Annotated in this window: 26 protein-coding genes; 15 read left to right on the forward strand and 11 right to left on the reverse strand. The window is 73.1% G+C overall.

Going from position 1 to position 26,611, the window contains the following annotated elements:
* Positions 1-13 precede the first annotated feature (13 nt).
* From SM450_RS11660 to SM450_RS11670, 3 genes are all read left to right on the forward strand, one after another.
* Positions 14-2,845, forward strand: a complete 2,832-nt coding sequence (locus SM450_RS11660; RefSeq protein WP_474620060.1) for a vitamin B12-dependent ribonucleotide reductase — start codon at positions 14-16, stop codon at positions 2,843-2,845.
* A 104-nt stretch (positions 2,846-2,949) separates the two neighbouring features.
* A complete protein-coding gene (locus tag SM450_RS11665; protein WP_474619735.1) occupies positions 2,950-3,897 on the forward strand; it encodes a DUF2332 domain-containing protein in 948 nt (315 codons plus the stop codon).
* Positions 3,894-4,631, forward strand: a complete 738-nt coding sequence (locus tag SM450_RS11670) for a nucleotidyltransferase domain-containing protein (protein ID WP_474619736.1) — start codon at positions 3,894-3,896, stop codon at positions 4,629-4,631. Before SM450_RS11665 ends, SM450_RS11670 begins: the two co-directional genes overlap by 4 nt.
* 23 nt (positions 4,632-4,654) lie before the next feature.
* Here the strand turns inward: SM450_RS11670 and SM450_RS11675 are convergent, their stop codons facing one another.
* Positions 4,655-5,188, reverse strand: a complete 534-nt coding sequence (locus tag SM450_RS11675) for a hypothetical protein (RefSeq protein WP_474619737.1) — start codon at positions 5,186-5,188, stop codon at positions 4,655-4,657.
* A gap of 167 nt (positions 5,189-5,355) precedes the next feature.
* On the opposite strand from SM450_RS11675, the gene SM450_RS11680 reads away from it, so the two are divergent.
* Both SM450_RS11680 and SM450_RS11685 read left to right on the forward strand, forming a co-directional pair.
* A complete protein-coding gene (locus SM450_RS11680) occupies positions 5,356-6,798 on the forward strand; it encodes an alpha/beta fold hydrolase (RefSeq protein ID WP_474619738.1) in 1,443 nt (480 codons plus the stop codon).
* A 212-nt stretch (positions 6,799-7,010) separates the two neighbouring features.
* Positions 7,011-7,241: a DUF5522 domain-containing protein gene (locus tag SM450_RS11685; RefSeq protein WP_474619739.1), complete on the forward strand. Its 231-nt coding sequence runs from the start codon at positions 7,011-7,013 to the stop codon at positions 7,239-7,241.
* Here the strand turns inward: SM450_RS11685 and SM450_RS11690 are convergent.
* Both SM450_RS11690 and SM450_RS11695 read right to left on the reverse strand, forming a co-directional pair.
* Positions 7,238-8,050: an MBL fold metallo-hydrolase gene (locus tag SM450_RS11690; RefSeq protein WP_474619740.1), complete on the reverse strand. Its 813-nt coding sequence runs from the start codon at positions 8,048-8,050 to the stop codon at positions 7,238-7,240. The two genes, SM450_RS11685 and SM450_RS11690, sit on opposite strands and share 4 nt — an antisense overlap.
* Positions 8,044-8,631, reverse strand: a complete 588-nt coding sequence (locus SM450_RS11695) for a dihydrofolate reductase family protein (protein ID WP_474619741.1) — start codon at positions 8,629-8,631, stop codon at positions 8,044-8,046. Before SM450_RS11695 ends, SM450_RS11690 begins: the two co-directional genes overlap by 7 nt.
* A gap of 75 nt (positions 8,632-8,706) precedes the next feature.
* Here SM450_RS11695 and SM450_RS11700 point away from each other — a divergent pair, with 75 nt between their 5' ends.
* The gene (locus SM450_RS11700; RefSeq protein ID WP_474619742.1) at positions 8,707-9,195 is read left to right on the forward strand and encodes a winged helix-turn-helix transcriptional regulator; all 489 of its coding nucleotides are present in this window, start codon (positions 8,707-8,709) and stop codon (positions 9,193-9,195) included.
* 86 nt (positions 9,196-9,281) lie between these two features.
* The gene (locus SM450_RS11705; RefSeq protein WP_474619743.1) at positions 9,282-9,830 is read left to right on the forward strand and encodes a hypothetical protein; all 549 of its coding nucleotides are present in this window, start codon (positions 9,282-9,284) and stop codon (positions 9,828-9,830) included.
* An 18-nt stretch (positions 9,831-9,848) separates the two neighbouring features.
* Here the strand turns inward: SM450_RS11705 and SM450_RS11710 are convergent, their stop codons facing one another.
* Positions 9,849-10,535 carry an iron-dependent transcriptional repressor DtxR gene (locus SM450_RS11710; protein ID WP_474619744.1) on the reverse strand — a complete coding sequence of 229 codons (687 nt, stop codon included), beginning with the start codon at positions 10,533-10,535 and terminating at the stop codon, positions 9,849-9,851.
* A 98-nt stretch (positions 10,536-10,633) separates the two neighbouring features.
* Between SM450_RS11710 and SM450_RS11715 the strand changes: the two genes are divergently transcribed.
* The 3 genes from SM450_RS11715 to SM450_RS11725 are packed head-to-tail and all read left to right on the forward strand — an operon-like array spanning position 10,634 to position 15,268.
* Positions 10,634-11,479 (forward strand): sulfurtransferase, encoded by an 846-nt coding sequence (locus SM450_RS11715; RefSeq protein ID WP_474619745.1) that lies wholly within the window; start codon positions 10,634-10,636, stop codon positions 11,477-11,479.
* Positions 11,480-11,526: 47 nt separating this feature from the next.
* A complete protein-coding gene (locus tag SM450_RS11720) occupies positions 11,527-12,708 on the forward strand; it encodes an acetoin utilization protein AcuC (RefSeq protein WP_474619746.1) in 1,182 nt (393 codons plus the stop codon).
* Between the two features lie 25 nt (positions 12,709-12,733).
* Positions 12,734-15,268, forward strand: coding sequence for a bifunctional acetate--CoA ligase family protein/GNAT family N-acetyltransferase (locus SM450_RS11725; RefSeq protein ID WP_474619747.1), 2,535 nt, complete (start codon positions 12,734-12,736; stop codon positions 15,266-15,268).
* A gap of 98 nt (positions 15,269-15,366) precedes the next feature.
* Here SM450_RS11725 and sigB read toward each other — a convergent pair whose 3' ends face one another.
* Positions 15,367-16,353, reverse strand: a complete 987-nt coding sequence (sigB, locus tag SM450_RS11730; RefSeq protein ID WP_474619748.1) for an RNA polymerase sigma factor SigB — start codon at positions 16,351-16,353, stop codon at positions 15,367-15,369.
* Positions 16,354-16,574: 221 nt separating this feature from the next.
* Here sigB and SM450_RS11735 point away from each other — a divergent pair, with 221 nt between their 5' ends.
* Positions 16,575-17,363 carry a sporulation protein gene (locus tag SM450_RS11735; protein WP_474620061.1) on the forward strand — a complete coding sequence of 263 codons (789 nt, stop codon included), beginning with the start codon at positions 16,575-16,577 and terminating at the stop codon, positions 17,361-17,363.
* A gap of 13 nt (positions 17,364-17,376) precedes the next feature.
* Here SM450_RS11735 and dtd read toward each other — a convergent pair whose 3' ends face one another.
* Complete coding sequence (dtd, locus tag SM450_RS11740) at positions 17,377-17,799, reverse strand: D-aminoacyl-tRNA deacylase (RefSeq protein ID WP_474619749.1); 423 nt, start codon at positions 17,797-17,799, stop codon at positions 17,377-17,379.
* Positions 17,799-19,283 carry a DUF7782 domain-containing protein gene (locus SM450_RS11745; protein WP_474619750.1) on the reverse strand — a complete coding sequence of 495 codons (1,485 nt, stop codon included), beginning with the start codon at positions 19,281-19,283 and terminating at the stop codon, positions 17,799-17,801. The genes dtd and SM450_RS11745 overlap by 1 nt, the downstream gene beginning before the upstream one ends.
* Positions 19,284-19,465: 182 nt before the next feature.
* On the opposite strand from SM450_RS11745, the gene SM450_RS11750 reads away from it, so the two are divergent.
* Positions 19,466-20,686 carry a S8 family peptidase gene (locus tag SM450_RS11750; protein ID WP_474619751.1) on the forward strand — a complete coding sequence of 407 codons (1,221 nt, stop codon included), beginning with the start codon at positions 19,466-19,468 and terminating at the stop codon, positions 20,684-20,686.
* Positions 20,687-20,750: 64 nt separating this feature from the next.
* Here SM450_RS11750 and SM450_RS11755 read toward each other — a convergent pair whose 3' ends face one another.
* Positions 20,751-21,947 (reverse strand): type II toxin-antitoxin system HipA family toxin, encoded by a 1,197-nt coding sequence (locus SM450_RS11755; protein WP_474619752.1) that lies wholly within the window; start codon positions 21,945-21,947, stop codon positions 20,751-20,753.
* A 1-nt stretch (position 21,948) separates the two neighbouring features.
* Entirely contained in the window at positions 21,949-23,535 is a 1,587-nt protein-coding gene (locus SM450_RS11760; protein WP_474619753.1) for a GmrSD restriction endonuclease domain-containing protein, read from the reverse strand.
* A 144-nt stretch (positions 23,536-23,679) separates the two neighbouring features.
* On the opposite strand from SM450_RS11760, the gene SM450_RS11765 reads away from it, so the two are divergent.
* Both SM450_RS11765 and SM450_RS11770 read left to right on the forward strand, forming a co-directional pair.
* Entirely contained in the window at positions 23,680-24,264 is a 585-nt protein-coding gene (locus tag SM450_RS11765; protein ID WP_474619754.1) for an HhH-GPD-type base excision DNA repair protein, read from the forward strand.
* 3 nt (positions 24,265-24,267) lie between these two features.
* Positions 24,268-25,494: a low temperature requirement protein A gene (locus SM450_RS11770; RefSeq protein WP_474619755.1), complete on the forward strand. Its 1,227-nt coding sequence runs from the start codon at positions 24,268-24,270 to the stop codon at positions 25,492-25,494.
* A 9-nt stretch (positions 25,495-25,503) separates the two neighbouring features.
* Here the strand turns inward: SM450_RS11770 and SM450_RS11775 are convergent, their stop codons facing one another.
* The gene (locus SM450_RS11775) at positions 25,504-25,815 is read right to left on the reverse strand and encodes a hypothetical protein (RefSeq protein ID WP_474619756.1); all 312 of its coding nucleotides are present in this window, start codon (positions 25,813-25,815) and stop codon (positions 25,504-25,506) included.
* Positions 25,805-26,116 (reverse strand): hypothetical protein, encoded by a 312-nt coding sequence (locus SM450_RS11780; RefSeq protein WP_474619757.1) that lies wholly within the window; start codon positions 26,114-26,116, stop codon positions 25,805-25,807. Before SM450_RS11780 ends, SM450_RS11775 begins: the two co-directional genes overlap by 11 nt.
* Positions 26,117-26,215: 99 nt before the next feature.
* Between SM450_RS11780 and SM450_RS11785 the strand changes: the two genes are divergently transcribed.
* Positions 26,216-26,572, forward strand: coding sequence for a DUF3099 domain-containing protein (locus SM450_RS11785; protein WP_474619758.1), 357 nt, complete (start codon positions 26,216-26,218; stop codon positions 26,570-26,572).
* Positions 26,573-26,611: the final 39 nt, after the last annotated feature.

The raw sequence follows: 26,611 nt of genomic DNA on the forward strand, positions 1-26,611 counted from the left end.
GGCGGGGCTGAAGATGGAGCGCGTCTGGACGACCGAGGGGGTGCATCCCTACGACGAGGTCGCCTGGGAGCGCCGCGACGTCGTGATGACGAACTGGCGGGACGGCTCGATCAACTTCGAGCAGCGCGGGGTGGAGTTCCCCGAGTCCTGGTCGGTCAACGCGGCAAACATCGTGACCACCAAATACTTCCGGGGCGCGGTGGGGACCCCGGAGCGGGAGTGGTCGCTCAAGCAGCTCATCGACCGGGTGGTCGACACCTACCGCACCGCCGGTGAGGAGTACGGCTACTTCGCCGGCCCGGCCGACGCCGAGGTGTTCGCGCACGAGCTGACCTGGATGCTGCTGCACCAGGTGTTCAGCTTCAACTCGCCGGTGTGGTTCAACGTCGGCACGGCGTCGCCGAGTCAAGTCTCAGCGTGTTTCATCCTGTCCGTCGACGACTCGATGGACTCGATCCTCGACTGGTACAAGGAGGAGGGGCGGATCTTCCAGGGCGGCTCCGGCGCCGGGGTCAACCTCTCCCGGATCCGTTCCTCGAAGGAACTGCTCTCCTCCGGTGGCACCGCCTCCGGCCCGGTCAGCTTCATGCGCGGCGCGGACGCCTCGGCCGGGACCATCAAGTCCGGCGGCGCCACCCGGCGGGCGGCCAAGATGGTCATCCTCGACGTCGACCACCCGGACATCGAGGAGTTCGTGGCGACGAAGGCGCGCGAGGAGGACAAGATCCGCGCGCTGCGGGACGCCGGCTTCGACATGGACCTGGGCGGCGCCGACATCGTCAGCGTGCAGTACCAGAACGCCAACAACTCGGTCCGGGTCTCCGACGAGTTCATGACCGCGGTGGAGAACGGCGGCGGCTTCGACCTGCGCGGGCGGCTCGACGGGCAGACGATCGAGACGATCGACGCCAAGAAGCTGTTCCACACCATCTCCCAGGCCGCCTGGGAGTGCGCCGACCCCGGTCTGCAGTACGACGACACGATCAACGACTGGCACACCTGCCCGGAGACCGGGCGGATCACCGCGTCGAACCCGTGCTCGGAATACCTGCACCTGGACAACTCCTCGTGCAACCTGGCGTCGCTGAACCTGATGAAGTTCCTCCGCGCCGACGGTGGCTTCGAGGTGGAGAAGTTCGTCCGGTCGGTCGAGTTCGTCATCACCGCGATGGACATCTCGATCTGCTTCGCCGACTTCCCGACCGAGAAGATCGGCGAGACCACCCGCGCCTACCGGCAGCTCGGCATCGGGTACGCCAACCTGGGCGCCCTGCTGATGGCCTCCGGCCTGCCGTACGACTCGGAGCAGGGCCGGGAGGTGTCGGCGGCGATCACCTCGCTGATGACCGGCACCGCCTACCGCCGCTCCGCCGAGCTGGCCGGCATCGTCGGCCCGTACGACGGCTACGCCCGCAACGCGGAGCCGCACAAGCGGGTCATGCGCAAGCACGCCGCCGCCAACGACAGCATCCGGCCGACCGGCACCGTGGGCACCGCCGTGCAGCGCGAGGCGACCAAGCAGTGGACGCTCGGCAACAAGCTGGGCGACAAGAACGGCTGGCGCAACTCGCAGGCGAGCGTGCTCGCCCCGACCGGCACCATCGGCCTGATGATGGACTGCGACACCACAGGCGTCGAGCCGGACCTGGCGCTCGTGAAGTTCAAGAAGCTGGTCGGCGGCGGCTCCATGCAGATCGTCAACCAGACCGTGCCGCGCGCCCTGCGCAGCCTCGGCTACCCCGAGGAGCAGGTCGAGGCGATCGTCGAGCACATCGCCGACCACGGGCACGTGGTGGACGCCCCCGGCCTGAAGCCGGAGCACTACCCGGTCTTCGACTGCGCCATGGGCGAGCGGTCCATCGCGCCGATGGGGCACGTGCGGATGATGGCGGCGGTCCAGCCGTTCATCTCCGGCGCCATCTCCAAGACGGTCAACATGCCGGAGCAGGCGACCGTCGAGGACGTCGAGAAGATCTACTTCGAGGGCTGGAAGCTCGGCCTGAAGGCGCTGGCGATCTACCGGGACAACTGCAAGGTGGGCCAGCCGCTGTCGGTGGCCAAGCCGAACAAGGCAGTGGTCGAGGCGGCCGTCGAGGCCGCGGTCGAGGCCGCCGTCGCCGAGAAGGTCGTGGAGAAGGTCGTCGAGTACCGCCCGGTGCGCAAGCGGCTGCCGAAGAAGCGCCCGTCGCAGACGGTCTCCTTCTCGGTCGGCGGCGCCGAGGGTTACCTCACCGCCTCGTCCTACCCGGACGACGGCCTCGGCGAGGTCTTCCTGAAGATGTCGAAGCAGGGCTCGACCCTGGCCGGCGTGATGGACGCCTTCTCGGTGGCCATCTCCATCGGTCTCCAGTACGGCGTCCCGCTGGAGACGTACGTCAGCAAGTTCACCAACATGCGCTTCGAGCCGGCCGGCATGACCGACGACCCGGACGTGCGGATGGCCGCCTCGGTGATGGACTACATCTTCCGTCGCCTGGCGCTTGACTTCCTGCCGTACGAGCGCCGCGCGGAACTGGGCATCTTCACCGCCAAGGAGCGGGCCGCCCAGCTCCGGGCCGAGGCGGAGGCGGAGGCGAGCGGTGCGGACCTCACCGCGATGGCCGCCTCCGCCCCGGTCGAGACGCCCGAGCCGAGGACCGGCCCGATCGCCCAGCCGGCGCAGGAGCTGGCAGACGTCGCCGCCGCCAAGCCCGCGCCGACGGTGGGCTCCAGCACCGAACTGCTGGAGGCCGTGATCGGCAAGGCCGCCGACGCGCCGCTCTGCTTCACCTGCGGCACCAAGATGCGGCCGGCAGGTAGCTGCTACGTCTGCGAGGGCTGCGGCTCCACAAGCGGCTGTAGCTGACGTCCACCGCACGTCCCGCGGGCGCGGCCGGGGATCCCCAGCCGCGCCCCCGGCGGGTGGACGGTCACAGACCGGGGTGCGCGGGAAACTGGGATGCTCGGTGGATGAGCACGGCTGACATCTATCAGGCGTTCGCCGACCGCGAGGCGCGCGACGTCTCCCCGGCGTACGACAGGTTGTCGCGGGCGGTGGCGCGCGACCCGGAACTGCTCGCGCTGCTCGACACGCTCCCGGCGGCCAAACGCCAGCCGAACCTGCTGTTCGGTGTGGTCCGGCTGCGCGGCGGCCCGGTGGACGACCCGGCGGCGTTCCGCGCGCACGTGTTGGCGCACTGGCCGGACATCGCGGCGCAGATTCGGGTCCGCGCGACCCAGACGAACGAGGCCGGGCGCTGCGCGGCGCTGCTCCCGGTGCTCGCCGCGCTGCCCCAGCCGCTGGCGCTGCTGGAGGTGGGCGCCTCCGCCGGCCTGTGCCTCTACCCCGACCGGTACGCCTACCGCTACGGCGACCGGCGGGTCGGCGACGGCGAGCCGGTGCTCGACTGCGCGTTGACCGGCGCCGCGCCGCCGGACCGGCGGCCGGAGGTGGTGTGGCGGGCCGGGCTGGACGTACACCCGCTCGACATCACCGACCCGGCGGACCTGGCCTGGCTGGACGCGCTGATCTGGCCCGAGCACACGCACCGCCGGGGCCGGCTGCGCGCCGCCGCGGCGGTCGCGGCGGCCGACCCGCCACTGCTGGTCCGGGGCGACCTGGTCGACGACCTGCCGACGCTGGCGGCCAGCGCCCCGGCCGGCGCGACGCTCGTGGTGTTCCACAGCTCGGTGCTCTACCAGGTGCCGGCGGCGCGCCGGGCGGCCTTCACCGAGCTGGTACGGACGCTGCCCGGGCACTGGGTCGCCAACGAGGACCCGGCCGTCCTGCCGTACGCGGAGACGCCCGCGCCGCCGGGCGGCGGATTCCACAACGTGCTCGCCCTCGACGGCCGCCCCCTCGCCTGGACCCGGGGCCACGGGCAGGCGGTCACCTGGTTCGCCCCGGTGCGGCCGTGACCACGCGCCCGGCCGCCGTCGACGCGTTCGCGCGGGAGACGGCGGCGCTCGGCTGGGTGTCCGACCTGATGGTCGCCGGGTCGCTCGCCACAGGTGACTACCGACCCGGCGTCAGCGACCTGGATCTGGTCGCGGTGGCGGACGGACCGGTCGACGCGACCCGGCAGGCCGAGCTGACCGCCCTGCACCGCCGGTTCGACGCCGGTCCCGCCGCGGGGCTGCACCTGGGCTGCGTGTACGTCGAGGCCGCCGCCGTCCACCACATCGAGGCGCTGCATCCCACGTGGACGCACGGGCAGCTCGTCCAGCGGATCCTCTCCGGCATCACCCGGGCCGAGCTGGTCCGGCACGGTCATGCCCTCCACGGCCGTCCACCGGGCGCGGTGTTGCCGCCCATGACCGACGACGACGTGCGCGCCGCGGCACGGGCCGAGCTGACCGGCTACTGGGCCTGGGCGGCCCGGCGGCCGTGGCTGTGGCTGGACCCGGTTATCGCCGACCTCGGGCTCACCTCGATGGCCCGGGGGCGGCACGCGTTGCGGCACGGCGACCTGATCGGCAAGAGCGGGGCGATTCCCGCCGTCGCCGCCCCGCCCTGGCTGATCGACCAGTTGGCGGCGCGCCGCCGGGGCGAGCCGGTCGTCTCGCCCCGGATCCGCACCGCGCTTATCGCGTGGCACGACGCCCGCCGTACCGTCGCCGCGGCCCGGTCGTCCGCTCGAAGCGGCTCCTGAGGCCGGCCGCCCGCGCGGTCGGATCAGTCCGGCAGCGAGTCGACCGCCGAGGCGAGCACCCCGCGCAGGTCGGTCTCCGCGCCGGCGGGCAGCGTCTGCGGCTTGACCACCTGGTACGCGATCCGCACCTCGTAGTGCTCGCCACGCCAGGCCCAGCCGTCGAACCGGGCCTCCCCGCCGTCCCACGGGCGCACCGAGACGCAGGAGTGGTCACCCGGCCCGGCGCTCGTCAGCTCGGCGGCGATCCGCGCGCACCGGTCCCGTCGCCACCTGTCGTCGTACATGCCGCCGGCGTCGACGGCCACGGTGACGGCGAGGTCGCCGCGCATCGAGGTGCCGCTGGTCAGGTCGACCGCGCACTCCCGGGAGCCGCTGCGGTCACCGATGTTCGCCGAGGCGTTGGCCTGCGCGCCGGGCGCGAGACGGGCCAGCAGGTCGGTCGGGAGCAGCGCGCAGGGGTCGCGGAGCTCATCCGGCTGCGCTGTCTCGTCTGCGGCACAGCCGGTGGTGGCCAGGAGCGCACCGGTGACCACGAGCATTGCGGCCGATCTCGTCATCTGTCCTCCTTGGACGGTCGCGGGGGACCGTAGCAACGCTTTGCTACCCCCGGATTTCACGGGGAGACGTGTCCCGATCCGTAGACGTGCGCACTCTTCGTGCCGGTCGGGCCACCCCGCGTGGCTGTCGCGGCTAAGGTGGACGGTCTCGGTGGAAGGAGATCGAGATGCGGGTCCGGGTTCTCCTCGCGGCGGCGCTGCCGCTGCTCTGGGGCGTGCTGGCCGGCTGGTGGACCCCGCGCGGCCCGGGCACGGTCGGCACGGCGCTCACCTCCGTCGCGGTGAGCCTCGCCGTCGGGCTGGCGGCCGGCTGGTCGAGCCGCTCCCGCTGGGCCATGCTCGTCGCGCCGGTGTTCTTCGCGCTCGCCGTCGAGCTGGTCCGGCTGCACCTGCGCGGGCCCACCGTCGACCGCCCCCACCTCACCGGCCTCGGCGTCGCGGCGCTGCTCGCCGGCCGGGGCGTACACGGGCTGCTCGCGTTGCTGCCGATGCTCGTCGGCGCCGCGTACGGTGCCGGCCTGGCCCGCCGCCTCGACGGCGTGCCGCCGCGCCGGCCGGTGCCCCGGTGGTCGGGCCGGGTGGGCATCGGCCTGCTCGCCGCGCTGCTCGCGCTGGTCAGCGTGGGCGCGGCGGTGCCGGGCCGCACCGACCCGATCCCCGGCGGGATCGCCCGGTTCGACACCGTCGACTCCGGCGGGCGCGAGCTGGGCCTGCTGATCCGGGGTACGGACATGAGCGCGCCCGTGCTGCTTGTGGTGCCCGGACCGCCCGGCGGTTCGGAGATCGGCGCGGTCCGCCGTCACCTGTCCGCCCTGGAGCAGCGCTTCGTGGTCGCGGTCTGGGACCGGGCCGGCGCGCCGCACTCCTGGTCGGCGTTCCGCGCCCCGGCCGACTGGCGGCTCGACGACGAGGTCGACGACCTGGTCGCGGTGGCCCGTCACCTGAGGGAGCGGTTCGGCCGCGACCGGATCCACCTGGTCGCCCACTCCGGCGGCACCACCGTGGGCCTGCTCGCCGTGCAACGGCACCCCGAGCTGTTCGCCTCCTACGTGGGCGTCGGGCAGGTGGTCAGCCTGCGCGAGGCCGACCGCAGCCAGTACGCCGACACCGTCGCCTGGGCCCGCCGCACCGGCCGGACGGCGCTCGCCGACCGGATGGCCGCCCAGGGCCCGCCGCCCTACCGCGACGTCTGGGCGTACGAGGCGTTGCTCACAAACGAGGCCGGGGCGTTCCCGGTCGACCGGGCCGGCGCGGGCGAGGACGAGACCGGCACCGTCGGCAACCTGGGCGTGCCGGAATACAGTCCGCTGGAGAAGGTGCACGTGTTCGGCTTCCTCGACGGCTGGGACGTGCTCTACCCCCGGTTGCAGGAGCTCGACTTCCGGCGCGACGTGCGGCAGCTCGCCGTGCCGGCCCGGTTCGTCGACGGCGCGCAGGAGGTGCCGGGTCGGCTGCGCCTGTTCGACGAGTGGTACGCCCAACTCCAGGCCCCGCGCAAGGACCACCTGGTGATCCCGCGCGCCGGACACCGGTCGCTGTTCGAGCGGCCCGACGAGTTCGTGACGTACCTGGAGCGGATCCGCTCCGAGACCACCCCGACCGGCAACTAGGTCCTCCACCACCCCACGCGCCCTGTTTCACGGAAAGAGTGGCTATTCGGGCTCGGATGGCCACTCTTTCCGTGAATGCGGGTGCGGGGCATCGGGTGGCGGCCGGGTTCGGGTGCCACCGGCGTTCGCCCCGGCGCATAACACTCGCGGTTAATAGGGGGCCCCGCCTATGCAGAAAACGTTAAGCGGGGGCCCCTCCTTACACTTCAGCGGTGAGGGATGAGCTGGCGGACCGGCCGCTTACCGAGCCGCACCCGTCGCGGCTGCCGCCGGAGCATCCCGGGCGGGCCCGGATCCTGGCCGCGCACGCCGCCGCGCTGGCCGCCGGGGAAGCCGGCTACCTCGACCCGGAGACCGGGTTGTTCGTGCTCAGCGCCGGGTTCCTGGCCCGGCGTGGCACGTGCTGCGGGCGCGGATGCCGGCACTGCCCGTACGTGGCCTAGCGTGTGGCGGCCAGGCGCTGGACCTGCCCCTGGTGCACGTCGCTCACCCACTCCCAGCCGGGCGCGGCCGACGGGCCGATCCGCCTGTCGTCGGGCTCGCGGCCGTCCCGCAGGGCGAGCACGTACGCCCGGTCCCGCTCGATCCGCTCGTACGCCTGGCCGGCCCCGCCCACCGACCCGTGGCCGGGGACGACGACGTCGACGTCGGCCGCCACGCTCTCCAACAGCCGCAACCCCGCGAGGTAGTCCTCGACCGGGTCGGTGGCGTCCGGGTCGAGCATCGGGACCAGGACGTCGGAGAGCATGTCGCCGGCGACGAGAACCCCGTGCTCCGCGAGGAACAGCGCCGCGTGGCCCGGCGCATGCGCCTGGTGCTCGATGATCCGGACCTCGGGGCCGGCCCAGGGAACCCGCGTCGTTCCGGCGGGCAGGGCGGTGACCAGGCCGTAGCCGTCCAGCGGGACCTGCCCGGCGATCTCCGTCTCGGCCAGGTGTTCGGTGATGTGCGCCTTGGCGTCCGGGTCGGACAGTTGTTCGCCGGCGGCGGTCGCGCAGCGGGCCGTGCCGTAGCGGGGCGCGTCGCCGAGCCGCGTGTGCCAGAGCAGGTGGTCCCAGTCCGGATGCGTCGAGAAACCCGCCACGACGGTTTGGCCCGCGGCGGACAGGTCGTCCGCGAGGCAGACCAGTTCGTGCTCCTGCAACCCGGGGTCGACGAGCAGCACGCCGGCGCGGCCCCGCACCACCGTGGTGTTGGTCTGGAGGAATTCGCTCTGGTGCACAAGCACGCCGTCGGCGACCTGCCTCAGCACGGGTTCGCGCCGCGGATGGCGTAGTGGTGCATGGTGACGCCCTGCGGGAAGGATCGCTGCTCGATCAGGTCGAGGTCGACCGGCCGGTCCCAGTCGTCGAACAGCGGACGGCCGAAGCCCAGGATCGCCGGGTGGGTGAAGAGCAACAACTCGTCGAGCAGGCCGGCCCGGAGCAGTTGCGTGGCGAGCGTCGCGCCGCCCACGCCGAGGGTGCCGTCGGTCTCCGCCCGCAGCTTGGCCAACTGCTCGATCGCGTCCTCCCCGCCGATGATCTGGGTGTGGTGGTCGGCGCTTCGGCGGGTGCGGGAGACGAGCACCTTGGGGGTGGAGGTCCAGATCTCGCCGTACTCGCGCATGACGTCCGGCAGCGACGTGTCCGCACGCGCCCGTGGCCAGTACTCCTCCATCGTCTCGTAGATCACCCGGCCCTGGACCATGCCGGCGAGCTTTCCCGCCCGCGCGTTGAACTCCCGGTGCAGTTCCTCGTCGATGCGCAGCCACTCGCCGGCGCCGTCGTCACCGGGAACCTGCTCGATCCGTAGGTCGAGGGACACGTTCATCCAGTACAGGAAGCGGCCCATCATCCCCTCCGCCCTCTAGTGATTGCAATCCGCAACCACTATGTTGGGGGTCAAGGTCCCTGTCAAGGAGGAGTCGTGAAATCACGGTCCGGATGTCCGATCAACGCAGCCGTCGAGGTGCTCGGAGACCGGTGGGCGCTGCTCGTGCTCCGCGACGTCATCTTCGGCGACCGCCGCTACTTCCGGGCGCTGCTCACCGGGTCGATCGAGGGCATCGCGTCGAACATCCTCGCCGACCGCCTCGTGCGGCTCGTCGAGGCGGGCATCCTCACCCGTGGCACCGCGGCCCGGGGCCAACGCGCCCGCTACAGCCTCACCGAAGCCGGCATCCAGACCGTTCCCGTCCTCTACGCGCTGGGCAACTGGGGCCTCGACTGGTGCCCCGGCACCGAGGAACTCCAGACCCGGCAGCGCGTCATGCGGGACGCCGGCCCGGCGTTCGTCGAGGAACTCATGGACGAACTCCGGGTGCGCCACCTCGACGCCCCGCCGCGACACCACGACGGCCCGAGCCCGCTCGAACGCCTGAACGCCGCCCACGAAGCCGCGCGGGAGAAAGGCTGAGGGCTTCCGTCCCCGCCGGACGGGCCGTACGGTGTCCGACGGAACTCCGGCGGGCCGGCCCCGCCGCTGATCGCGGAGGTCTCCCCGTGCGCGCCCGTACCTGGCTGGCCACCTCGGCCGTCCTGCTCGCCACCGGCTGCGCCGACGACGCCTCCCCGGCGGCCGTGCCGGAGGCCCCGCCACCGGCCGCCGAGGTCGTCGCCGCCTCCTCCGGGGGCGCGTGCCGGCTGCTCGACTTCGCGGTGATCGCCGAGCACACCGGCGGCACGTTCGACGTGGCCGCCGCCACCGAACGCGGCGACACGCACACCTGCGTGGTCCGCGCCCGGGACGCGGCGCTGCCGGAACTGACGCTCGCCGTGACCGAGGCCTCGATCGACACGGCGACGTTCACGGCCGACGTGCAGCCGCGCGGGGCGGTGAAGGTGACCAAGCTCGGCAAGATCGCCTACCGGCGGACGGCGCCGAAGACCAAGACGGCCGGCCCGGTCGCCGAGGTGGGTTGGCTGGCCGCCGGGGACCGGCTCGCGAGCCTCCGCTGGACCAGCCCGGAGGGCACCGCCACGGCGGAGGTGGAGAAGGCGACCGGAAAGCTTGTCGCGCTGGCCCAGGTGATCGACCCCCGCAAGCTCTGAGGCGGCCGGTGGGCGCGGTCAGCGAGCCGCGACGAACACCCGGGACGCCACCTCGCGGGGCAGTCGCACCCGGTCGCCGGAACGGTCGATGGACACCCCGTCGCGCTCCTGCGCCACGGTGACTGTCGCGCCCGGGTCGACGCCCGCCGCGTGCAACTGCCGGAGCACGTCCGAGTCGGTCTGCACGCTCTCGCAGATCCGCCGCACCACCACCGGCCCGGACAGGCCGGGGAAGGCCAGGTTGCGCTCGCCCTCGACCGTCTCGGCCGGGTGCTGGCCCGGGTCGCCCAGCTCCTCCAGGCCCGGGATCGGGTTGCCGTACGGCGAGCGGGACGGGCGGTTGAGCAGGTCGTAGACCCGCTTCTCGACCGCGTCGCTCATCACGTGCTCCCAGCGGCAGGCCTCCTCGTGGGCCTCCTCGTAGGGCATCCCGATCACGTTGACCAGCAGCAGCTCGGCCAGCCGGTGCTTGCGCATCACCGAGACCGCGGAGTTGCGGCCCAGCGGGGTGAGAGTCAGGTGCCGGTCGCCCTCGACGGTGAGCAGGCCGTCCCGCTCCATCCGGGCGACGGTCTGACTGACGGTGGGCCCGCTCTGTCGCAGCCGCTCGGCGATGCGGGCGCGCAGCGGCGGCACACCTTCCTCTTCCAACTCGAGGATGGTGCGCAAATACATCTCGGTAGTGTCAACTAAGTCGTGCTTCACGTCAGCGGCCTCCCGGCGTCCGATGCTACCCGCTGCCACCGACGCTCGAACGCAGGCGAACCCGGAGGTCGGTGCCGGGATGGTGTTGACTGGACCGCATGTCCGGAACCGCAGAGCTGCTCGTCGAGGCGGACCGGCTCGCCGCCGAGCTGGACCGCGCCGACCCGCCCGTGCTCCTCGACGTCCGCTGGCGGCTCGCCGGGCCGCCCGGCCGCGACGACTACGCCGCCGGCCACCTGCCCGGCGCCGTCTTCGTCGACCTGGACACCGAGCTGTGCGGCCGGCCCGGCGCCGCCGGGCGGCACCCGCTGCCCGACCCGGCGTCGTTGCAGGCCGCGCTGCGGGCCGCCGGCGTCCGCGCCGGGCACCCCGTGGTGGTGTACGACGGCGGCGACGGCATGTCCGCGGCGCGGGCCTGGTGGACGCTGCGCTGGGCCGGGCACCTGGCGGTGCGGGTGCTGCACGGCGGTTGGCCGGCCTGGGTCGCCGCCGGCCTGCCGGTGGACACCGCGACGCCCGCGCCCGCGCGCGGCGACGTGACGGTCGCGCCGGGCGCGCTGCCGGTGCTCGACGCCGCCGGGGCCGCCCGGCTCGCCGCCGCCGACGCCGGGGTGCTGCTGGACGTGCGGGCCGCCCCGCGCTACCGGGGCGAGATCGAACCTGTCGACCCGGTCGCCGGGCACGTCCCGGGCGCGGTCAACCTGCCCGCACCGGGGTACGTGACGCAGGGCCGGTTCCCCGCCGCCGAGGCGCTGCGCGAGCGCTTCGCCGCGGCCGGGGTGACCGGGGACACGCCGGTCGGGGCGTACTGCGGCTCCGGGGTGACCGCCGCCCAGGCGGTGTTGGCGCTGCATCTGGCCGGCCGGCCGGACGCCGCGCTGTACGTCGGCTCGTGGAGCGAGTGGGTGGCCGACCCGGACCGTCCGGTGGCGACCGGCGGGTGAGCGCGCGGCTCGTGGGCGCCTCCCGGGCCACGTGCGACGATGGCCGCATGGCCGACGACACGGTGGTGGTGTGGGACGAGTCTCTCCTCGCCTACGACATGGGCGACCATCCCCTCGATCCGGTCCGGGTGGAGCTGACCATGGCGCTGGCCCGGGAGTTGGGGGTGCTCGACCGGCCCGGGGTGCGTCTGGTCAAGCCGGAGCCGGCCGACGACGCGCTGCTGACCCGGGTGCACGACCCGGCCTACCTGGACGCGGTCCGGGCCGCGCCGGGTGACCCGCTCTTCGCCGGTTTCGGGCTGGGCACCTCGGACAATCCGGTCTTCGAGGGGATGCACGAGTCCAGCGCGTTGATCGTCGGCGCCAGTGTGGCCGCCGCCGAGGCGGTGTGGCGGGGCGAGGCCCGCCGCGCGGTGAACGTGGCCGGCGGCCTGCACCACGCCATGCCGGCCCGGGCGTCCGGTTTCTGTGTCTACAACGATCCGGCGGTGGCCATCGCCCGCCTGCTCGACCTGGGCGCGGAGCGGATCGCGTACGTGGACGTGGACGTGCACCACGGCGACGGGGTGCAGGAGATCTTCTACCGGGATCCGCGCGTGCTCACGGTCAGCCTGCACGAGACCCCGCTGGCGCTCTTTCCCGGCACCGGGTTCCCGGACGAGACCGGGGGGCCGGGCGCGGAGGGCACGGCGGTGAACCTGCCGCTGCCGCCGGGGGTCGGTGACGCCGGCTGGCAGCGGGCGTTCCACGCGGTGGTGCCGTCGGTGTTGCGTGCGTTCCGGCCGCAGGTGCTTGTCACCCAGTGCGGTGCGGACGGGCACCGCGCCGATCCGTTGGCCGACCTGCACCTGTCGGTGGACGGGCAGCGGGCCACCTACCTGGTGTTGCGGGCGCTCGCCGACGAGCTGTGCGACGGCCGCTGGGTGGCCACCGGCGGCGGCGGGTACGCGCTTGTCGAGGTGGTGCCCCGGGCCTGGACGCATCTGCTGGCGGTGGCCACCGGCGAGCCGCTCGACCCGGCCGCGCTCACCCCGCCGGGCTGGCGGGAGCTGGCCCGGCGCCGGCGGCCGGGGCACGAGGTTCCGCTGCGGATGACCGACGACGTGGACCCGGAATATCAGCCGTGGCAGCCCAGCGGCGAGCCGAACGCGGTGGACCGGGCGGTCGCGGCGACCCGCCGGGCCGTCTTCCCGCTGCTCGGGCTCGATCCGCACGATCCGCGCGACTGAGCCGGCGGTGGGGGAGGACCGACCGGTGACGCCGGTGGACGTGCTGCTCAGCGACGGTACGACGGTGCAGTTGCGGCAGATCCGTCCGGACGACGCGGCGGCGATCGTGGCGATGCACGCCCGCTTCTCCGAGCGCACCCGTTACCTGCGCTACTTCTCGCCGTACCCGCGGATCCCGGAGCGGGACCTGAGGCGGTTCGTCACCGTGGACCACCGCGACCGGGAGGCGTTCGTGGTGTTGGCCGGCGAGCGGATCGTGGCCGTGGGCCGGTACGAGCGGCTCGGTCCGGCCTCGCCGGAGGCCGAGGTGGCGTTCGTGGTGGAGGACGCCTACCAGGGCCGGGGCATCGGCTCGGTGCTGCTGGAGCACCTGGCGGACGCGGCCGGTCGGCACGGCATCGCGCACTTCGTCGCCGAGGTGTTGCCGGCCAACGGGACGATGCTGCGGGTCTTCGCCGACTTCGGCTACCAGGTCCAGCGCCAGTACGCCGACGGTGTCGTGCACCTGAGCTTCCCGATCGCGGCGACCGAGGCGACGCTCGCGGTGCAGCGGGGCCGGGAGCACCGCACCGAGGCGCGGTCGATCGCCCGGCTGCTCGCGCCGCGCGGCATCGCCGTCTACGGCGCCAGCACCACCGGTCAGGGCGTCGGCGCGGCGCTGCTCGGGCACCTGCGCGACGGCGGGTTCGCCGGGGCGGTCGTGCCTGTGCATCCGAGCGCGGCGACCGTGGCCGGGCTGCCGGCGTACCCGTCGGCGGTCGACGCCGGGCTGGACATCGACCTGGCCGTGGTGGCGGTCGCGCCGGAGGCGGTGACCGAGGTGGTCCAGGACGCGGCCCGGGCCGGCGCGCACGGGCTGGTGGTGGTGTCGGCCGGGTTCGCCGAGTCCGGTCCGGCCGGCGCGGCGGCGCAGCGGGCGCTGGTGCGGGCCGCGCATCTGGCCGGCATGCGGGTGGTCGGCCCGAACTGTCTCGGCGTCGCCAACACCGACCCGGCGGTACGCCTGAACGCGACGCTCGCCCCGGTGCTGCCGGCACCGGGCCGGGTGGGCGTGTTCAGCCAGTCCGGCGCGTTCGGGGTGGCGTTGCTGGCGGAGGCGTCCCGGCGGGGGCTCGGGCTGTCCAGCTTCGTGTCGGCCGGCAACCGGGCCGACGTGTCCGGCAACGACCTGTTGCAGTACTGGCAGGACGATCCGGGCACCGACGTGATCACGCTCTATCTGGAGACGTTCGGCAACCCGCGCAAGTTCGCCCGGTTGGCCCGCCGGATCGGCCGGAGCAAGCCGGTGGTGGCGTTGGCGTCGCTGGCCCGGCCGCCGGGCGTGGGTGACGCGCCGGCGCTCGACGCCGCCGCGGTGAGCGCGTTGTTCGCCCAGTCCGGGGTGATCCGGGTGGACACCGTGTCCGAACTGCTCGATGTGGGGGTGCTGTTGGCGCACCAGCCGTTGCCGGCGGGGCGGCGTGTCGCCGTGGTGGGCAACTCGTCGGCGTTGACCGGGCTGGCGGCGACCGCCGGCGCCGGGCAGGGGCTGGTGGTGGCGGACGGCTACCCGCACGACGTGGGGCCGACCGGCGGCGCCGCCGCATACGCCGCCGCGCTTGCCGCCGCGGCGGCCGACGAGCGGGTGGACGCCGTGGTGGCGGTCTTCGCCCCGCCGTTGCCGGGCCAGCTCACCGATCCGGAGGCGGATTTCGCGGCGGCGCTGCCGGCCACCGGCAAGCCGGTGGTGGCGACGTTCCTCGCCGGTCGGGTGCCCGCCGGGGTGCCGGCGTATCCGAGCGTGGAGGAGGCGGTGCGGGCGCTGGCCCGGGTCACCGGGTACGCGGACTGGCTGCGCCGGCCGCCGGGGGCGCTGCCCGAGCTGGCCGGGGTGGACCGGGCGGCGGGGCAGGCGGCGCTGGGGCCGGACGGGGCGGATCCGGCGGCGTTGCTGGGCGCGTACGGGATCGACGTGGTGGAGTCGGTTCCGGCCGGCTCGGCCGACGAGGTGGTGGCGGCGGGGGAACGGCTCGGCTGGCCGGTGGCGCTGAAGGCGGCGGCCCCGGGGCTGCGGCACCGGCTCGATCTGGGCGCGGTCCGGCTCGACCTGGCCGACGCCGTCGCGCTGCGCCGCGCGTACGCGGAGATGGCCCCGGTGTTCGGCGCGGAGGTGCTTGTTCAGCCGATGGTCGCGCCGGGGGTGGCGTGCGTGGTGGAGCTGGTGGAGGATCCGGCGTTCGGGCCGGTGGTCGGGTTCGGGCTGGGTGGGGTGGCGACGGAGCTGCTCGGCGACCGGGCGTGGCGGGCGGTGCCGTTGACCGACCGGGACGCCGCCGAGCTGGTCGACGAGCCGCGCGCCGCGCCGTTGCTGCGGGGGCACCGGGGCGCCGCGCCGGTCGATCGGGCGGCGCTGGTCGACCTGCTGATGCGGGTCGGTCGGCTGGCCGACGAGCAGCCGCGGGTACGGTCGCTGACGCTCAATCCGGTGCTGGCCCGCCCGGACGGCGTCTCGGTGCTGCACGCCACCATCGGCGCCGGCGCGGCTTCGCCGCGCCCCGACACCGGCCCCCGCCGGTTGTAAGGCGGGGCCCCCTTTTAACGCCTCCGGTAGGGAAGGGGCCCCCGCTTAACGCAATCCGGCCCCGGCGAACCGCCGGGGCCGGACTGTGCGACACGGGGTCAGCAGGCGTACGCCTCCAGGCGGTTCGCCCGCTCCGGGTCGCGCAGCTTGAGCAGCGTGATCTTCTCGATCTGCCGGATCCGCTCGCGGGACAGCCCGAACTCGCGGCCCACCTCGTCGAGGGTGCGCTGGCGGCCGTCGTCGAGGCCGAAGCGCAGCCGGATCACCGCCTGCTCCCGCTGGGAGAGGGTGGCGAGCACGATGCGTACCTCGTTGCGCAGCTCGCCGTTGCTGGCGGCGTCGCCGGGCTCGGTACGCGGGTCCACCGCGGCGACGAAGTCGCCGAGCGCGCTCTCGCCGTCCTCGCCGACCGCCTGGTCGAGGCTGACCGGCTCCCGGTCGTAGGAGATCAGCTCGATCACCTGGTATTCGGGGACCTCCAACGCGCGGGCGACCTCGCCGACGGTGGGCTCGCGGCCCAGCGTCACCGACAGCTCGCGGCGCACCCGGACCATCCGGTTGACCTGCTCGACCATGTGCACCGGGATGCGGATGGTGCGGGCCTGGTCGGCCATGGCGCGGGTGATGGCCTGGCGGATCCACCAGGTGGCGTAGGTGGAGAACTTGTAGCCCTTGGTGTAGTCGAACTTCTCGACGGCGCGGATCAGGCCGAGGTTGCCCTCCTGGATCAGGTCGAGGAAGGCCATGCCCCGCCCGGTGTAGCGCTTGGCGATGCTCACCACGAGCCGCAGGTTCGCCTCCAGCAGGTGGTCCTTCGCGGCGCGTCCCTCGGCCGCGACCACCGTCAGGTCGGCGCGCAACCCGGCGGAGACCGGGGTGCAGGCGGAGAGCTTCTCCTCGGCGAAGAGGCCGGCCTCGATCCGCCGGCTCAGCTCGACCTCCTGCGCCGCGGTGAGCAGCTTGGTGCGGCCGATGCCGTTCAGGTACGCCCGGACCAGGTCGGTGGAGACGCCGCGCTCGTCGGTGGCGTCCAGGTCGGTGAGGGTGACGTCCAAGTCCTGGTGCTCGATCATCTGCTGCGTCATCTCTGTCTCTCCCCGTGTCCTACGTGCCGTCCCGGCCCCGTGTCGTCGACGCGGTGGGCCGGTGACAAACAGCTTGGCGGTCGGGGCGTGAGACGGGAGTGAGGCGATCGGGGACCCGACACGAATCCGCGCGGATTTGCCGTCGTCGTTTGTCCGGCCCGGTTACCGTGCCAGCGACCGGCCCGATGGGGTCGCGGACGGAACGGCGATCGGAGAACGTGGTGGTCCTCAAGCGGCTGATGCAGGCGATGGGTGTGGGCGGGCCGTCGGTGGAGACGGTGCTCGCCAACCCGAACTGCCGCCCCGGTGGTCAGCTTGAGGGCCGGATCCAGGTGGTCGGCGGCGACCACCAGGTGGATGTGAGCTGGGTCTCGCTCGGCCTGATGACCCGGGTCGAGGTGGAGAGCGGCGACTCGGAGTACAACACCGACCAGGAGTTCGGCCGGGTCCAGGTGACCGGCGCGTTCCGGCTGGAGCAGGGGCAGCGGTACGACGTGCCGTTTCGCTTCCAGGTGCCGTGGGAGACCCCGCTCACCGATCTGTACGGCCGGCACCTGCACGGCATGACGATGGGCCTGCGCACCGAGCTGGAGGTGGCCCGGGCGGTGGACTCCGGCGACCTGGACGCGGTGGCGGTGCACCCGCTGCCGGCCCAGGAACGGCTGCTGGAGGCGCTGCTGCGGCTGGGTTTCCGCTTCGCGCGCGCCGACGTCGAGCGGGGCCACATCTACGGCGTACACCAGCAGTTGCCGTTCTACCAGGAGATCGAGTTCTATCCGGCGCCGCAGTACGCGGGCGCCATGAACCAGCTCGAGGTCACCTTCGTCACCGATCCGCGGCAGGTGCACGTGGTGCTGGAGATGGACAAGCGGGGTGGCCTGTTCACCGAGGGCCGGGACGCGTTCGGGCGGTTCACGGTGGACCACGCCACGGCGGACCGCACCGACTGGGCCGCCCAGCTCGACGGCTGGCTGCGCCAGTCGCTGTCCCGCCGCGGCCTGTTCTTCTGACCGGCCGGAACGGCTAGAGGTCCAGCAGGAGGGTGCGGGGGCCGACGTTCACGCTCTCCACGAGCATGTGGGTGCGGAAGCGGCCGGTCTCCACCTTCGCGCCGCGGGCGCGCAGCTCGCCGACCACGGCCTCCACCAGGGGTTCGGCGACCGGCGCGGGGGCGGCGGCGGTCCAGCTCGGTCGCCGGCCCTTGCGGGCGTCGCCGTAGAGCGTGAACTGGCTGACCACAAGCAGCGGCGCGCCGGTGTCGGCGGCGCTGCGCTCGTCGTCCAGGATGCGCAGCTCGTGCAGCTTGCGGGCCATGGTGGCGGCGAGCTGCGGGGTGTCGGTGTGGGTGACGCCGAGCAGCACCAGCAGCCCGTCGGTGATCTCGCCGACCACCGCGCCGTCGACCGTGACGGCGGCCCGGCCGACGGTCTGCACAAGCGCCCGCATCAGTCCACCACCGGTTCGACGAGGCCGCGTTCGACCAGGTGGGCCACGATCGGGCCGGCCGCCTCGGCCAGCTCGTCAGGTGTCACGTCGTGCGCGGCGGCGAGCAGGGCGAGCTGGTCGCGCAGGGGCAGCCGGCCGTCGGCGCCGCCGACCAGGGCGAGCACCAGCGGGTCGATCTCCTCGGACCAGCGCAGTCCGCGCGGCATGGCGAGCACCTGCCGGTCCACCGCCCAGCCGTCGTCGCCCATGGTGGCCTCCTGGCGTAGCTGGAGCCCGTCGGCGGCCCGGTAGCGGGCGGCGAGCAGGCCGTCGGCGCCCCGGGCGCGCAGCCAGTCCTGCCTGTCGAACCATTCGCCGATCCGGTCGCCGAGCGGCGGTTCCACCCGCTGGCGCAGATCCTCGACCCGGATGATCGGTTGCTCGTGGCCGGACCGGCGCAGCGAAACGATGCCGAATCCGATCGCCTCCACCTTGTGCGCGTCGAACCAGTCCAGCCACGCCTCCATCCGCTGTGGGTCGGCGCTCTCCCCGACGTCGGTCAGCCACAGGTTCACGTACGCCATCGGGTCGGCCACCTCGCGCTGGATGACCCAGGCGTCCAGGCCGGTGCCGGCGAACCAGCCGGTGACCCGCTCGCCCCAGTCCTCGCCCGTGACGTGCACCCAGTTCGCCAGGTACTGCATCGTGCCGCCGTCGGTGAGCAGGTGCGGGGCGGCGGCGGCCAGTTCGGCGCCGATCGCGTCGCCGACCCGTCCGGAGTCGCGGTAGACGTGCGTGGTGGTGCCGGGGCCGACCACGAACGGCGGGTTGCTCACCACCAGGTCGAAGCGGCGTCCGGCCACCGGTGCGACCATGTCGCCGCGGAGCAGTTCCCAGTCCTGCCCGTTGAGCGCGGCGGTGGTGGCGGCGAAGCGCAGCGCCCGCTCCGAGACGTCGGTGGCGGTGACCCGGCGGGCGTGGGTGCCCAGGTGCAGCGCCTGCACGCCGGAGCCGGTGCCGAGGTCCAGCGCGGTCTCCACCGGGCGGCGCACGGCGGCGCCGATCAGGGTCTGGGTGGCCCCGCCGATGCCGAGCACGTGCTCGGCGTGCAGCGGCCGGCCGGGGCGGGCGCTGGCCGGCACGTCGGCGAGCACCCACCAGTCGTCGCCGTACGGCTCCAGGTCCACGCCGGCCCGCAGGCCGTCGCCGTGCCGCTCGACGATGCCCCCGGCGAGCGCCTCGTCCACGGTCAGCGGGGCCAGCGCGGCGGCCACCACCGGCTCCGGCTCGGTCTGGTCGCAGATGAACACCCGGATCAGCGTGGCCAGCCGGTCGCGGTCCTCGGTGGCGCGCAGGGCGGCGCGGTGGTCGTTGCGGGCGACCCCGCCGGTGGCCTGCGAGCCGAGCCGCCCGGCGATGCCGTTGGCGGTGAAGTGGGCCTGCGTCAGCGCGGTGCGCAGCGCGTCGACCCCGGCGGGGGAGAGCAGCATGTCGTGATGGTCCACGAAGCCATCCTGCCCGGCCCGCGGGCCGGCGCGGCGCGCACCCGCCGGATCCGATTCGGAGACGGTATTACCCGGCAACTATCTCTTTCACGGACATCGATGTGTCGTTAGCATTCCCGTCAACATCTGTCGATGGGCGGCCCGCCGGCCACGAACCGGCCCGCCCGGTAGGGAGCCAGAACATGCCCGACGTGTCCGTTCCCCGGCGTCGTGCGCTGCGCGCGCTCGCCGTCACGGCCGCCGCCGCGGCCCTCACCGCCGCCGCGTCCACCCCGGCTCTCGCCGCGCCGACCGGCCAGGTCCGGTACGCCGGCGCCGCCGGCGCCGTCAGCGGCAGCTACCTGGTCGTGCTCAAGGGCGACGCGGTCGGCGCCGCGAACAGCCGCACCGCCCGTACCGCCGTGCCGGACCGGGCCGCCGGCCTGGCCAAGCGGTACGGCGGAAGCGTCGGAGCGGTGTGGAGCGCCGCGCTCACCGGCTACAGCGCGAAGATGAGCGCCGGACAGGCACGTCGGCTCGCCGCCGACCCGGCCGTCGCGTACGTCGAACAGGACCGGCGGATGACCGTCCAGGGCACCCAGACCGGCGCCACCTGGGGGCTGGACCGGATCGACCAGCGCAACCTGCCGCTCAACGGCACCTACACCTACCCGAACACCGCCACGAACGTGCGCGCCTACATCATCGACACCGGCATCCGGACCACGCACAGCGACTTCGGCGGCCGGGCCACCTGGGGCACCAACACGGTGGACAGCAACAACACCGACTGCAACGGCCACGGCACGCACGTCGCCGGCACGGTCGGCGGCAGCACGTACGGCGTGGCCAAGGGCGTGCGCCTGATCGCGGTGAAGGTGCTCAACTGCTCCGGCAGCGGCACCACCGCCGGCGTGGTCAACGGCGTCAACTGGGTGACCTCGAACGCGGTCAAGCCGGCCGTGGCCAACATGAGCCTCGGCGGCGGCGTCAGCACCTCGCTCGACAACGCGGTGGCCAACTCGATCAGCTCCGGCATCACGTACGCGCTCGCGGCCGGCAACTCCAGCGCCAACGCCTGCAACTCCTCGCCGTCCCGGGTCGCCTCGGCGATCACGGTGGGCGCCACCACGAGCACCGATGCCCGTGCCTCGTACTCGAACTACGGCTCCTGCGTGGACCTGTTCGCCCCGGGCTCGTCGATCACCTCGGCCTGGCGGACCAGCGACAGCGCGACCAACACGATCAGCGGGACCTCGATGGCCTCGCCGCACGTGGCCGGCGCGGCGGCGCTTGTGCTGTCCGCGAACCCGTCCTACTCCCCGGCCCAGGTGGCCAGCTACCTGACCAGCAACGCCACCACCGGCAAGGTGACCAACCCGGGCTCCGGCTCGCCGAACCGGCTGCTCTTTGTGGTGAACTGACGCTCTCCGTGGGCCGCGCGGCCCGGTGGACCCCAGCGGAGTCCACCGGGCCGCGCCGTACCCGCTACCGGGAACGGCAGATCGGCAACGTCTCAAGCCGTTGGGAGTAGTGGTCGGACAGGGCGGGAAATCGGCTCCGAGCCTCGTCCACCAGGCCACCGTGCCACGCTTCCCGCAGTTGGCTGACCGCCTGGGAAATCGCCTCCGACGTGGCTTCCGGATCTCCGCCGGCGCTCTCCGCCAGCCGGCGGAAGCGCGCGTGGTCGATCAGCGCCGGAACCGTCTCGTTGCCGAGACCGAGCGCCAAGGGCGACCACCGGTAGCGCGAATACACCGAGAGTGAGTGGAAGTCGTAGACCGGAGCGAGCCGTGGCGTCCGGCCGTCCGGATAGACCAGTCCCCAGTTCTTCAGGTGCCCGTCGGTGTTCCCGACCACAAGCATCGCGACGAGCCGGCGGACGAAGTCGAGATAGCCGTCCTCACCGGTAAGTTGGAGGATGGCCGCGGCCAGGGTGTCGTAGGAGGTGCCCGACTCGCTGTACTTGAACATCGGTTCGACGTCGGCGACCTGGGCGAAGTCCTCGGCGTGGATCCGTCCGGCGGGCGACCGGTCGAACCGCTGGATGAGGTAGACGAGATCGCTCGGTGCCACCATGCCGTCGGGGAGACCCTTGACCTCGTCGGCGCGGATCAGGTTCACCGGCGGCACCGGGAAACCAGCCGACCGTAGCCAGCTCATGGTGAGGTATTCGTTGACCGGCAGGTCCCGCAGCCCGTGGTCGGGCAGTTTCACGATCCACCACCCGCCCTGCCCGCTGACCGGAACGGCCAAGCGCTCCGCGGAGATCGAATACTTCAGCTGTACGCCCGCCAGGGAGTGCCGGAGCGGATGATCGACCTCCCCTGGCGTGGCCGGGAGGACATCATCCTCCGGCTCGGTGTCGGCGTGCACCGTCACCGCGCCCGGTAGGTTGCCGCCCAAGCGCAGCAGCAGGGTGAAGTCGCCGACGTTCCCACCACCCAACTCCCGGACGATCTGGCGGCGGAGCGCGCCCTCGGGCAGCAGGTTCGCGAACCAGGCGGGCAGGCCGACGCGGGCCCGCCGGATCGCTCGCGGGTCGTCCTCGAAGATCTGTCCCAGCACCTGATGGCGGGGCGAGGCGAGGTCGTCGTCGTAGCTGAACTCCGTGCCTCCCTGTCGGAAACTCAGCTCGCCGACCCGACGGCCGTGCAGCCGCACCTCCGCGGTGACCTCGGCCATCTCAGGCGACCTGCCGGAGGATGTCGGTCATGGCCCGCCCGTCCCGCGCGCCCCACTCGGCCATCCGGTTGACGTGGTCGGTGATGGTCCGCTCGCACACGCCTTCCCGAAGGTGGAGGAAGCCGTCCCAGTCCGCGCGCGCCAGGCGCTCCTGCGCGGCCTCGTCGATCAGGTGACTGGCCGCGACCGTCGGTGAGACGGTCGCCATGAGGTCCGCCGTCAGACGTTCCCCGGGTGGCAGGACGAGTCGGTTGGCGATCGTCTGCCTGGCTGGTCCGTCGTCGGGCAGCAGTGGACGCAGTGGGCTTCCGTGGTCGAGCAGGCGGGTCACGTCCAGGATGTCTCCGCTCGCCGGGTCGCGCGGCTCGGCGGAGAGAAGCCCCAACGTGTTGAGCTTCGTCATCGCGTGATTGAAGTGGACCTTGTCCAGTTCCGCGACGAAGTCCGGGAACTGCTGCACCTGCCGGAGCACGCTCATCGCCGCGGTCTGCGGGTCGGCCGTGTCGACCGCCTCCACCTGGTTGCGCACGTCGGCGACGCCCACGCCACGGGCCCGGCTGCCGGCGACCGCGCTGCGCCACACCCACCGGCGGAGCAGGGTCGCCGGCCGGCCGGCCGGCACGCCGTGCAGGCGGATGAAGCGAACCAGGATCGGCAGCACGTGGGAGTAGGGCAGCAGCCTGATGTGCGGAATACCGCAGGGGCCGCGAAGGAAGTCGACCGCCTCGCGCAGTCGCGCGGCCACGTCCCGCAGCGTCTCGGCCGGGTCGTCCTGCGGCCCGAACTCCTGGCGGAAGTCCTCCCGGAAGATGTCTCCGCCCCGGTACGCGAGGACGCAGCGCAGGGTCAGCCGATCGTCGAGCCCGCCGAATCCCTGAGTGGCGGACACCCGGCCGAGATCGTGCAGGGTGCTCAACTCGCCGCCCACGGCACCGGCGTGCAACGCCTGGAAGACCTCAGCCCGTGTCAAACTCATACCAAATGTATTGATTCTATTGAATATTTCGAGCGCCAGATTCTCGTCATCCGAGTTCACCACGTAAGTGGGAATCCGGTAGTCGCGAATTGCCCAGGACGCTTGGTCGATCAGGTCGAAATGAGTCTCTGAAGCCCACTCCGCGTTCTCCCGCATCCAGACGTGGCGCAGGGCCGGGTCGGCCAGTCGGTTGACCGGCAGCCATGACCGGGGGGACTGCTGCCGAGTCCCGGCGGTATGGAACGTTCCCGTCTCCACATCCAGGTGCACCCGGAAGCGTGGGTCGACCGAACTCTCGGCGCACGTCAGCGCGCCGACCAGGGCGACGATTCGCTGCTGGCCGTCGACCACCCACAGCGCGTCCGCGGACTCGGCCGCGTCCACTTCGAGCGGGCCGACACGGAGATGCTGCGCTGGTGCTGGGCGCCGCCAGAGCACCAGGTTCCCGATCGGAAATCCGCGCAGAATGCTGTCGAAGAGCCGGACGATGTCCGCGCCCTCCCATCTGAAGGAACGCTGGAAGGGCGGAACCCGTACCCGCCCGGCCGTCACGTCCCGGACCAGGTCTTCCGGCGTGCGGTACTCGACGCGGGGTCTTTCCAGGCTCGGCACGGCAACCTCCGTTGGGACGACGCACCGAGGGTAACCGCTCCGATCCTTCCGACCCGTTCATGCGCTCGGTGTCGCCCCGGCGTGGGCAGGGGCGAGGGCGTGTCTCGTCGAACCCGCATGGTTGTCGGGGTCTGTTGCGGGACCATGACTGTCATGACGTTGTCCTTGCCTATCGACCCCGCCGCGAACGACCTTCTTCGGCGCGATCCGCTGGCGCTGCTCCTCGGCATGGTGCTGGACCAGCAGGTGCCGATGGAGAAGGCGTTCTCCTCGCCGTACGTGCTGGCGCAGCGGCTCGGCCACGAGCCGGACGCCCGGGAACTGGCCGGGTACGACCCGGAGGCGCTTGTGGAGCTGTTCGCCCGGCCGCCGGCGCTGCACCGTTTCCCCAAGGCGATGGCGGCCCGGGCGCAGGAGGTCTGCCGGGCGCTCGTGGAGCGCTACGACGGCGACCCGGCCCGGCTCTGGTCGGACGTGACCGACGGCGGGGAGCTGCTGCGCCGGGTCGGTGAGCTGCCCGGTTTCGGCCGGCAGAAGGCGCAGATCTTCGTCGCGCTGCTGGGCAAGCGGTTCGGGGTCACCCCGGCGGGCTGGCGCGAGGCGGCCGGCGACTACGGCGACGCGGAGGCGTACCGGTCGGTGGCGGACGTGACCGACCCGGAGTCGCTGCGCCGGGTGCGCGAGTTCAAGCAGCGGATGAAGGCGGAGGCGAAGGCCGCGAAGGGCTGAGGCGTGAGCGAGCAGCGGGGCGGGGGGCTCCTGCGCACCGTGTCCAGCCCCGCGCGGGCCACCTTCCTGGAACTCTTCTTCGATCTGGTCTTCGTCTTCGCGCTGACCCGGGTGTCCCAACGCCTGGTGGCCGACGTCGACGGCGGGCACATCGCGGCCGACGTCGGCCGGACGCTGCTGCTCTTCCTGGTGCTCTGGCACGTCTGGACCATCACCACCTGGGTGACCAGCCGGTACGAGCCGGAGCGCGTGGTCATCCAGGCGGTCGTGGTCGGCGTCATGTTCGGCAGCCTGGTGCTCGGGGTGACGCTTCCCCGCGCGCTTGAGGAGCGGGCGCTGGCGTTCGCGCTCGCGTACGTGGTGATGATGGTCGGGCGTCCGCTGGTGCTGGCGGCGGCGTTGCGCGGGCATCCGCGGTGGACGGTGCCGGTGCGGCTGGTCGGCTGGGCGGTGGCGACCACCCCGCTCTGGCTGACCGGCGCGCTGGTGCCCGCCCTGCGCCTGCCGCTGTGGGTGGTCGCGCTGGCGGTGGACTATCTGGGCGCGTTCCTGGGCTGGCCGCTGCCCCGGCTCGGGCCGTCACGCATCCGGAGCTGGCTGCTCGCCGGGGAGCACCTGGCCGAGCGTTACCAGCAGATCTTCCTGATCGCGCTCGGCGAGTCGATCCTGGTGATCGGCGTGTCCTACAGCGGGGAGCGGTTCTCCGCCCGGTCGGCCGCCGCGTTCGCGCTCGCGTTCGGTGTCACCGCGTTGCTCTGGCGGCTCTACTTCCACCGGGCCGGACACCTGCTCGCGGAGGCGTTGCGGCTGGCCGGTACGCCGGGGCGGCTGGCCGAGTCGGCCGCGCAGACCCACCTGTTCATGGTGCTCGGTGTGCTGAGCGCCGCGGTCGGCTACGAGCTGGTCATCGCCCACCCGTTCGCGCCGGCCGATCCGGGCCGGCTGGTCTTCGTGGTGGGCGGCCCGGCGGTGTTCCTGGTCGCCCGCTCCCGCTTCGAGTACGAGATCTTCGGCCGGGTCTCCCGCTCCCGGCCGGCCGGTCTGGTGGCGCTGCTGCTGCTGGCGCCCGTGCTGACGGCCGGGCCGGCCCTGCTGGCGCTCGGCGCGGTGGCCGGCGTGCTGGCGCTCGTCGTGCTCGCCGACTTCCGGCGTTCCCGGGGACGGCCGCCGGAGTCCTCCGCCTCGCCGGTCGGGCGGGAGACCATCGGCGAGGCCGGGCCTGAGGCGTGAGCCGGGCGCTCAGGCGGCGGTGGGGCGGGACAGCGAGGCCAGCGCGCGGCGCACGTCGGCAAGCGAGACCGTGGCCGAGTCGTCCAGGTCGGCCAGGCCGGCCTCGATCCACTGCCGCATCAGCGTGGTCACGCCGATGCCGCGCGCGTCGGCGGCGGCGCGGACCCGGTCGTACGTCTCCAGCGGAAGGCGTACCGACCGGCTGACCATCGGCACGTCGGTGTCGGGGGTGGGCAGTTGCGCCGGTGACGTCTCGTCGATCAGGTCGGCGAACGCGTCGCCGCCTTCGTGGAACCGCTTGGTCGCCTCGTCACGGTGCATGGTGACCGCCTCCTCCTCGGCGTGACCTCCGCACCGCGTCGTCGTAGCGCTTGGCCTCGACGTCGCTCAGCTCGCGGGCGGAGAGGATGTCCCAGTCGTTGTCGGTGCCGTCGGCCTCGGCCAGCAGCACGGCGAGACGCCGGCCGCGGTGGTCGGTGGCGTAGACCACCATGACGTCGTCGCCGAGGTGCCGGATGACCCGGCGGTGGCTGTGCAGGGCCTCCCAGACTTCCCCGGGCGTGACGTCGTAGACCCGCAGGTTCGCCAGCGCCTCGTCGGTGAAGCTGAACCGGTTGGCCACAAGGCGCAGCGTACCACGCACGTAACACGTCGCCGGATCTTGGTCGATCGTCCGCGCGGAGTGACAGGATGGGTCGTATCCCCTCGTAGGAGGTCCGTGGTGAAGCGTCAGGCCTACCAGCCGATCCTGATCACCGACGCCCGGCGCAGCCAGGACGACCAGCTCAACAGCCGGCAGAAGCGTTACGTGCTGATGATGGCCGTCCGGGTCGCCTGCCTGGTGGCGGGCGCGATCCTGGTCGGCGTGAAGGCCCCGCTGCTCTGGCTCTGGCTGCCGCTCTGCGCCCTCGGCATGGTGCTCATCCCGTGGCTCGCGGTGCTGCTCGCGAACGACCGCCCGCCCAAGGAGGAACACCGGCTGGCCGCCCGCTTCCAACACCGGGGCCGCGACGAGACCCCACCGATGGCGCTGCCCGCCGAGGAACGCGCGCACAAGGTCATCGACGCCGAGCCCTGACCGGTCCGGCCGCGTCGACGCCCGGACCGGTCCGCCGGC

The sequence above is a fragment of the Micromonospora marincola genome, from assembly GCF_056150385.1.